We start from the raw sequence: 9,452 nt of genomic DNA on the forward strand, positions 1-9,452 counted from the left end.
AAGAGCATTCTTTCCCGTTGCCTCTTGCCTGCCTACCCAGATAAGTTCAAAAATCAAATCGGATTGCTATATTTTGTTGTCTACAAGTTAGACATAAATATTCTCTTGATTAAGTTAACAATACAAATTTGTTATCTAGTAACTAACAATTCAATGAATATATAGATAAATTGAATAACCATAAGTATTTTTTTTCAGGGAAACATGATAATTGATCCCAAGTTGTCGCTCATTTTTCAATATAGGTCAATTTAAGAAGCAAAGCAGTTATTTATAAAGCAAATGTTAATTTTTAGTATGTTACTTAATAAACATAATATGAGTTAATTCCAACGAACCTTAGAGAACACCCTGACTTTTCACGGTATCTGAAAAACCTCTCTCTAAATCTCTCTCCTTTTAGGAGAGAGACTTTGAATTTTCCCCCTTCCCGTGTCGGGAAGGGGGTTAGGGGGTTAGGTTTTCGTGGACTTATCCACATAACGTGAAAAGTCAGAGAGAACACCGAGGTAGGAAAAAATGAGAACAGGTTTGTACAAACCCAAACTCTGCCTTTCCTCTACATTACTTTGTGTTTAAAATCTAACCGTTAACTCATCACAAAATCACGTCAAGGTGATAGAATCCAGACTATGTATCAATACAGTTCAGATAAGACCAAAACATTTGTAGAGACGGCGATTTATCGCGTCTAAAAAACCCAAAGTTTTGTACCAATAGCCCTTAACTGAACTCTATTGGACTATGTATAGTCAGCTAGTTGACAAATCCCAAGTTTTTCGTCATAGTTAATAACAAGTTTATCCAACTTTTTTATTTCATTTTCATCAGCGCTTCGTTGTTCTTGAGAGTTAAGTTTTCTGGCTAGCATTATTGTATTTTACGCTACTGGATTAGATGTCAAATTAGGATATAACTTAGGAAGCTTTGAAGTAACACACCATTAATTTTCGCGCCAGGGTAGTGAGTTTGGGCGGCAAAAGCGTACAACAATTCATATAAAACCAATTTAGAAGCATCCACTTTATTAAGGTAGAAACCTTAGAGGAAAAGCCCTCTTGGTAATTTGCGGATGAGTCTATTCTACTCGACTAAATATAGCCAGATTATCCTCTAAAAAAGCAGAATTGGAATGAAAATATGGCAGCAAATAAAGAAAGCCGATTCTTCAGAAAACCCATTGGCCGATCGCAAGTAATTTTAGCAACTTCTCTCACTTTAGCGGCAGGATTAATCACTTTCTATAGTTTGGCGCCCTTTTGGTCTAAACCTAAAGTTGTGACAGCGCCAGCAAATCCTCCACAAGCTGCCACTCCTGCTAAAGTTGCCGTGACTGCTTTGGGACGTTTGCAGCCAGAAGGCGAAGTTACTTCTTTAACTGCTCCCAATTCCAATAATGGGGTGCGAGTAGAAAGATTGTTGGTGAAAGAAGGAGATACGGTTAAAGCAGGGCAATTATTAGCGTATCTAGAAAATTATGGTCGTTCTAGAACCGCATTGCAACAGGCTTTAGACAAACTGCAAGTTGCCAAAGCTAAATTAGCGCAGGTGAAATCTGGAGCTAAAACCGGAGATGTCGATGCTCAAAAGGCAGCGATCGCTCGTTTAGAGCCACAATATAATGGAGACGTTGCCACACAACAGGCGACAATCGGCCGCATCCAGGCTGAAGTAGACAACGCTCAGTCCGAAAACGATCGCTATCAGCAATTATACAAACAAGGTGCGATCGCGGCTTCCATAGCAGATACCAAAGCTCTGCAACTAAAGACTACACAACAGCAGCTAACAGAAGCTCAAGCCACTCTCAAGCGAACTCAAGACACATACCAAGAACAACGCAAGCAGGCACAAGCTACACTCACAGGCATTAGTGAAGTGCGTAGTGTAGATGTTCAGGTGGCCCAAACCGAAGTCAACAGTGCAACAACTTCTGTTCAACAAGCAAAAGCCGACTTGGATTTAAGTTACATCAAATCTCCCATAAATGGCAAAATTTTAAAAATTCACGCCAAAACCGGAGAAGTAGTTAGCACCAGCAGAGGATTTGCTGAAATAGGTAAGACATCTCAAATGTATGTGATTGCAGAGGTGTATCAAACCGACGTTCAAAAAGTGCGTGTAGGACAAAAAGCTACCATTACTAGCACTGCATTTACTGGAAAATTGCAGGGAACTGTGAAAGAGATTGGTTGGCAAGTTGACAAGCAAAGTATCTTCAGTCTTAACCCTGGATCAGATACAGATCGCAGAATAATTGAGGTAAAAATCTCCATTGATAATCCCACAGATAGCCAGCGAGTAGCTCGTTTAACTAACCTACAAGTGGATGTTGCTATTCAAATATAGTCATTGAGATTTGGGCATTGGTCATTTACAAATGACAAATAACAAATAACAAATAAATTCATGATTTTCAAAATTCCTTTAGCATGGCTACAGCTAGCCCAGCAAAAATTTCGTTTACTAATAGCTGTAGCTGGGATTGGTTTTATTGTGCTGCTAATGTTTGTGCAACTTGGTTTTCAAGATGCTCTCTATTCCAGTGCAACCGCAGTGCATCAGAATCTCAAGGGGGACTTATTTTTAGTTAGTTCACAATATAAATCTTTGACCTCAAATCAAAGCTTTTCGCGGACTCGTTTGTACCAATCTTTGGGGTTTGATGGCGTAGAGTCAGTTAGCCCCATGTATTTGCAATTTGCCAAACTGAAAAATCCGGCAACTGGTGAGAAATATTCAATATATGTTATTGGTTTCGATCCAGGTAAACCTGTAATGAACATCCCAGAAGTTGAGAACAATTTAAATAAATTAAAAATTCCCGATGTCATGCTTTTTGACCGGATTTCTCGTCCAGAGTTTGGCCCAATAGCTGAAAAGTTTAATGAGGGAGAGACTGCCCAGACAATTGAAATATTTCCCTTCAATTCATTAATTGGTTATAGAGTCAGAATTGGTGGTTTATTCAGCTTGGGGCCTTCCTTTGGGGTAGATGGCAACTTACTTGTTAGTGACTCAACTTTCCTCAGAATAAATCCCAATAGTCGTCCGGCAGATATGATAGATGTCGGTTTGATTTCCCTCAAACCTGGTACTAATGCAGAAACAGTACTAAAAAATTTGCAAGCAAGTTTGCCTAATGATGTCCAAATTTTTACCCGCCAAGGCTTCATTGACTTTGAAAAAAAATATTGGGCAGTCAGAACACCCATTGGTTTTATACTTAACTTGATGTTGACAATGGCTGCGGTTGTTGGTGTGGTTATTGTTTATCAAATTCTTTATAGCAATATCGCTACACAGTTCGTTGCTTACGCCACTTTAAAAGCTATAGGTTATGCCAACAGATATTTATTGAATGTAGTATTTCAACAAGCTTTAATTTTGGCAATCTTAGGTTATATCCCCGGATTTCTTACTTCCGTGTTGTTATATAGTTTTGCACAAGAAGCAACTAAATTACCAATAGTTATGACTACTAATAATGCACTGATTGTCTTAACTTCAACAGTTTTAATGTGTATAACATCAGGAGCACTTGCTATCAACAAACTCCGCTCCGCAGACCCAGGTGATATTTTCTAAGCTTACCTCTCTTTTCTCTCTCTGCGCCTCTGCGCCTCTGCGTGATAAAAATATTCGGTATCTTAATCTACAATCCAAAATTGGTATAACTCTATGAACCTCAACAACAAAACCCTTCTAATTACTGGTATTGATGAACTTGTCGGCTTGCGTACAGCCGAGTTAGCCATAGCGCAAGGAATGAAGGTTCGTGGACTACAAAGTTCTACAGAAAAGAACAAACAATTACAGAATTTAGGTGTTGAGATAATTATTGGTAGTATCACCGATTCTGCTATTGCCCAAAAAGCTTGTCAGGGAGTAGACATCGTTTTACATACACATCAAATTGCCGAAGAAGCTGGTTCAATTAACCATTTTCGTGATGTCAATGTTGGCGGTACTGTCAACATAGCTAAAGCTGCTAAACGAGCTGGCGTTAAAACATTTGTGCATCTATCCAGTGTAATGGTTTACGGTTTCAACTATCCTGATGGCGTGACAGAATCAGGGCCACTCTCTGGCGAAAATAATCCCTACTGTCAAACGAAAATAGAAGCCGAAACAGCACTTTTAGAACTGAATAATCCTCCAGATTTTGGCATTATTATTATTCGAGCCGGAGATGTTTACGGACCAGGAAGTATTCCCTGGATAGTCAGGCCAATTCTGATGATGCGTCAAAAATTATTTGCCTGTGCCAACGATGGTAAAGGAGTAATCAATCATGTATATATAGATAACCTGATTGATGGCATCTTTCTCGCAATAGAAAAAGAAACCTCCGGTGAAATATTTAATATCACCGACGGACAAGAAACTTCGTGGAAAGAGTATTTTATGCGTTTAGCAGCAATGGAAGGTTTACAAGCACCCCTTTCATTACCGAAAGATGAAATCAAGTTGTTTCTAAAGCTACGTGTTCAAGGACAAAAACTCTTTCGCAAAAAAGTTGATATTTTACCAGAATCTATAGATTTTATGACTCGTCCCTATGCTTGTTCTATTGTCAAAGCACAAAGCCTTTTAAATTATAAACCAAAAATTGACTTAGAATCGGGAATGCAGCGAACACATGAATGGCTGCAAAAAACAGATATCCAAAGTTTGATGAAATAGTCCACAGATTTTTGAAATACTTGTTTTCTATGAGTAGCAATCAGCCACGATTGAGCATCGGATTACCTGTATACAATGGTGAAAAATTTATCAAAGAAGCCATAGATTCACTCTTGGCTCAGACCTTTGAAGATTTTGAGTTAATTATTTGCGATAATGCCTCTACAGATAAAACTGAAGAAATTTGTAGAGCTTATGCCGAGCAAGACCAACGTATTCATTACTACCGCAATGATATAAATATCGGTTGCGCTCGTAACTTCAATCGTGTCTTTGAATTGTCTTCAGGTGAGTACTTTAAATGGGCTGCCCATGATGATCTACACGCTCCAGATTTTATCAAAAGGTGTGTAGAGGTGCTTGACAAAGATCCTACCATAATCTTGTGTCACTCTCAGGTATATTTCATTGACGAACAGGGGAATTTTCTCCAAAATTACGATATCAAACTCAAGGCAGATGCACTAAAACCACACGAACGTTTCCACGAATTGCTGACTAAACATTTCTGTTATCAATGTTACGGGGTAATTCGCGCTAGTGCCTTGAGAATGGTACCGCCGATGGGTGGTTATGGTAATGCAGATGGAATTCTCTTGTTGAGACTGGGTATTCTTGGTAGGTTTTATGAAATCCCTGAATACCTGTTTTTTGCCAGAAGTCATCCGCAACAATCACTGAGTATGTTCTTTCCCAATTACTTGTTGTTTGCTGACAAAAATCAAAAACCATTGTTGAGTATGCTGCCTGATTTTTATGAGTATACAGTGTGGTTTGATTCAGCAAAGAAAGGACAAATTTTATTGCCACATTGGAGAATACTTTGGGAATATCTACTCTCTATATGGCGTAGTCCCCTGAGTTTATATGAGCGGCTGTGTTGTCATAGAAGTTTACATCAGCAGTTAAAAGGGACAGAATATCTTTTGCTGAAAGATTTGCTAAGAGTGATACAAGTACTTTGGAAAAGTTGGCAAACAGCATCAATTAAAGAACAGCAAGTCGCACTTTGAAGGAATCAGTTCAGAAGTAAAAGCTAGCGATGGCTGCGCCAACATCTGCGACGAACGCACCGCTAAATTCTACAGCGATCGCAAATCACCTATTCTTCACTACAAAATTATGCTGAAACTATCTCATGTTTTACTTGCTACTTTAGTAAGCATCAGCTTTGCTAAAACAGTGAATGCCCAGCCAACTGCAACACTAAGCGTTGTGGTAAATGGAATACAGCACCAAAAAGGTGAGATTTGCTTCAGAGTTTACGCAGGTGAAAAAGGATTCCCGATGAGTAATACTAGTGAAGGTAAAAGTGGCTGCGCTAAGATTACAGGCAGTTCTGTAAAAAAAGAATTTTCTGGTTTAAAACCTGGGACTTATGCGATCGCTGTAGTGGATGATCAGAATGGCGATCGCAAACTCAACAAAGACTTTTTCGGTATTCCTCAAGAAGGTTTTGGGATTTCCAAAAATCCAACTGTGTCTATACAAACAGGTGCACCAAAATTTCGTGATGCCAGTTTTGTTATAAACAAAAATACCACAGTCAACATCATCATGAAATATTCGCTTGATTCGTAAAGGGATCGGGCAGTGGGAGATGAGGCAATACGGTTCGGTTAAGGTGCATAGTTCTTGAAGATCCCCCTTAATCCACGCCAGTCGCTTATGGGGGAAACCCCCAAGACCGCGCTGGCTCCCCTTAAAAAGGGGGAAATAGAGCCATTCTGAGCAAGCCTTTTTAAGGGGGGTTGGGGGGATCTCCGAGGAATGAACACGTTAACCGAACCATATTGGGAGATGAGGGAGAAAGAATAACTAATATTCAATGCCCAATGCCCAATGCCCAATTCTTCAGAATTACGGTTTAGATCACACCTACATATAAGCAAGCCGAGATTCTACCGGAGATTAAAAATTTAATGGAAGATTTGGCGATATTTCTGTCTAAGTCTTTGATGGGTTGGTTGGTTATTCAGGTATGTTTCACACTTGTCTTTATATGGTACCTGCGCTCATCTAAGAAAAACTTATTGCCAGATGAGCAGTTACCTAAAACAGCGGTGATTCTTTGCTTACGCGGCGCTGATCCATTTTTGCCGAGATGTTTGCGATCGCTCCTAAATCAGAACTATCCACAGTATGATTTAAAGTTGATCGTTGATAGTCACGAAGATCCCGCTTGGAGAATTGCTAGCGAAACCATCACAGAGCAAGAAGCGACTAACGTTCAAATCAGCCCTTTGAGAATAGTACGCAACAATTGTAGTCTCAAATGCAGTTCCTTAGTGCAAGCCGTCCGTGAGTTGGATGATTCCTACAAAGTGGTTGCTTTAGCAGATGCCGATACTATAGTCCATGTGAATTGGCTGCGAGAATTAGTTAGTCCTCTAAGCGATGCGAAAGTGGGAGCAACAACAGGTAATCGTTGGTATGTGCCTACAGGTAACTATTGGGGATCTTTAGTGCGCTACATCGGTAATGTATCCACAGTAGTGCAAATGTTTATCTTCCAGATTCCTTGGGGTGGAACTTTGGCTGTGAAAACCGAAGTACTTCGTCAAACAGAACTACTAGATAAATGGGGACAAGCTTTAGGCGAAGATTTTATGATGCACGATGTCTTAAAAAAACATGGATTGCAAGTAAAGTTTGTGCCTTCGCTGCTGACAGTAAATCGTGAAGAGATTGACTTATTCAACTTAATAGACTATCTCAAACGTCTCTTACTTTATTCTCGCCTTTATCACCCACGTTGGTTAGCTTTAGTTAGTGAAGCTGTTTCTAGCATTTTGTTTCCTACTATAGTTGTAATGTTAATTATAGAGTCATTGTTAGGGGCAAAATGGGAAGCTGCATCTCTCCTACTTGGCTGCTATGGTGTCTACACTGTTGGATTACTTTTAATAATGCTCGTGTTGGAATTAGAGATACAGCGAGTGGTTCGCTCTAACGATCAAGCGATCGCAAAATTATCAGCTACGACAATCATCAAAATGTTGATTGGGATTCCCTTGACACAGTGGGTTTATGGGTTAGCGATGCTATCGTCATTGTGGATTTCAACAGTTACTTGGCGCGGTGTCGCCTATCGGGTTCAAGGGCCTTGGAATGTCCGGCTAATCGAATATCGCCCTTATCAATGGTTGGATCAGCCGATTGATAGCAAAGTTTCTCTTTGAATAATTGCTAATGAAATATTTTCTGCGTAAATCCTAAATTCACAATCAGTATTTTCGTAAAATATTCCCTTTTTATATGACTAAGCAGCCACTTCGCATTGCACTATTTACAGGATTGTACGCTCCTTTCTTAACTGGTGTTTCTGTTGCAGTACACCAGCGAGTTCGTTGGCTGCTGGAGCAGGGACATGAGGTTTTTCTAATCCATCCGCAGATTAACGATCGCTATCCCAAAAATGTAGGCGATCGCCCCATGCCAGGACTCAATGAAATTCAGTCTTTCCCTAACTTCTCTGCTTACGCATTCCCCACACAACCACTGCTATTTTACAAATCTCTTCCTCAACCATTGCACTATCGACATTGGAGCGATACCAAGTTACTGGAGAAGTTTCAGCCTGACATTATCATAGTTGAAGAAGCGGCGCAAATGAGAGGTTTATACTCATTTTTCTTGCAAGGTTATGGTCGCCCCATCGCCACTAAATACGCAAGACGAACCGGAACCCCAACAATATCACTCTTTCATACTGATATCGTTGCGTATATCAAATATTATTTTGGAGATTGGTTTTTTAACTTGGTTCGTCCCATCGTTCCCGCTTTAGTCAAGCAGTTTAGTGAGTCTTATGACTTTAATTACTTCTCTTCTAAAGAACAACTCACTAAATACAAAGAATTGAAATGCCAACGCGCCGAATATGTCCCTTATCAAGGCATTGATTGCGAAAAATTTCACCCGCGAAACATCTGTTACGACCCGATTCCTAATGACAACCGACCGACTCTTTTGTTTGTTGGACGCATCACCCCTGAAAAGAATGTTAACCAACTACTTGATATATTTCCGTTGATTGCTGCCAAAATTCCTGATGTCCATTTGGTGATTGTTGGTAGTGGGCCTCTGGATGCAGAGATCCGTCAGCGTGCCCAAAAATTTGCATCTGGTGTTACCATCTGGGGCGAGTCTCACGGTACAGAACTTTTAGGTTGGTTTGCTAGAGCAGATGTCTTTGTCAACCCCTCCATTACCGAAAACTTCTGCACTACAAATAACGAAGCGTTAGCCTCTGGAACTCCTGTGGTTGCTGTTGTTGCACCTTCAACCTCAGAACAGGTATATCCTGGTCGCAACGGCTTTCTTGCCCAACCTAACAATCCTACAGACTTCGCGCAAAAGGTGATTGCAATTCTGGAAAATCCCGACTTGAAAGCAGACATGACTCGGTACGCTCGCCCTTCCATACTCGACTTTGATTGGTCAGCGTGTATGCAGAAATTTGAAGACAAACTCTACCAAATCGTTGAAACATCACATAAAGCGGATGTAGCTACAGGTAGTATAAGACCATAGCGATCGCTTATTCTGGCTTTGTTCTTTTGCTTGTGCGATTAGTGACTGTTCGCATTAAAATTAAACCAGAGTTCAATAGCTGCGATCGCAATGGAAGTTTTTCAACTTACGACAACTGTTGATGCATCGGAGAATTTGCATCTTGACATCCCAACACAGCTTAGTCCCCCTTAAAAGGGGGGAAATAGAGATGCTCTTAGCCCCCCTTTTTAAGGGGGGTTGGGGGGATC

General features: G+C 40.2%; 7 protein-coding genes. All 7 read left to right on the plus strand.

Translation table 11 applies throughout. The features are described 5' to 3' along the window. Positions 1–1,140: 1,140 nt before the first annotated feature. The 7 genes from F8S12_RS17825 to F8S12_RS17855 all read left to right on the plus strand — a co-directional run bounded on the left by F8S12_RS17825 (position 1,141) and on the right by F8S12_RS17855 (position 9,222). Positions 1,141–2,349, plus strand: a complete 1,209-nt coding sequence (locus tag F8S12_RS17825; RefSeq protein ID WP_196517470.1) for an ABC exporter membrane fusion protein — start codon at positions 1,141–1,143, stop codon at positions 2,347–2,349. Between the two features lie 60 nt (positions 2,350–2,409). Further along, complete coding sequence (gene devC, locus F8S12_RS17830) at positions 2,410–3,588, plus strand: ABC transporter permease DevC (RefSeq protein ID WP_196517471.1); 1,179 nt, start codon at positions 2,410–2,412, stop codon at positions 3,586–3,588. Positions 3,589–3,681: 93 nt separating this feature from the next. After that, positions 3,682–4,686: an NAD-dependent epimerase/dehydratase family protein gene (locus F8S12_RS17835; RefSeq protein WP_196517472.1), complete on the plus strand. Its 1,005-nt coding sequence runs from the start codon at positions 3,682–3,684 to the stop codon at positions 4,684–4,686. Positions 4,687–4,715: 29 nt separating this feature from the next. Beyond that, positions 4,716–5,699, plus strand: coding sequence for a glycosyltransferase family 2 protein (locus F8S12_RS17840; RefSeq protein ID WP_196517473.1), 984 nt, complete (start codon positions 4,716–4,718; stop codon positions 5,697–5,699). A 109-nt stretch (positions 5,700–5,808) separates the two neighbouring features. After that, positions 5,809–6,267: a DUF2141 domain-containing protein gene (locus F8S12_RS17845; protein WP_196517474.1), complete on the plus strand. Its 459-nt coding sequence runs from the start codon at positions 5,809–5,811 to the stop codon at positions 6,265–6,267. Positions 6,268–6,608: 341 nt separating this feature from the next. Continuing rightward, a complete protein-coding gene (locus F8S12_RS17850) occupies positions 6,609–7,868 on the plus strand; it encodes a glycosyltransferase (RefSeq protein WP_196517475.1) in 1,260 nt (419 codons plus the stop codon). A gap of 76 nt (positions 7,869–7,944) precedes the next feature. Continuing rightward, a complete protein-coding gene (locus F8S12_RS17855; protein ID WP_196517476.1) occupies positions 7,945–9,222 on the plus strand; it encodes a glycosyltransferase in 1,278 nt (425 codons plus the stop codon). Positions 9,223–9,452 lie beyond the last annotated feature (230 nt).

This window comes from Nostoc sp. WHI (assembly GCF_015714725.1).
Taxonomy (GTDB): Bacteria; Cyanobacteriota; Cyanobacteriia; order Cyanobacteriales; family Nostocaceae; genus Nostoc.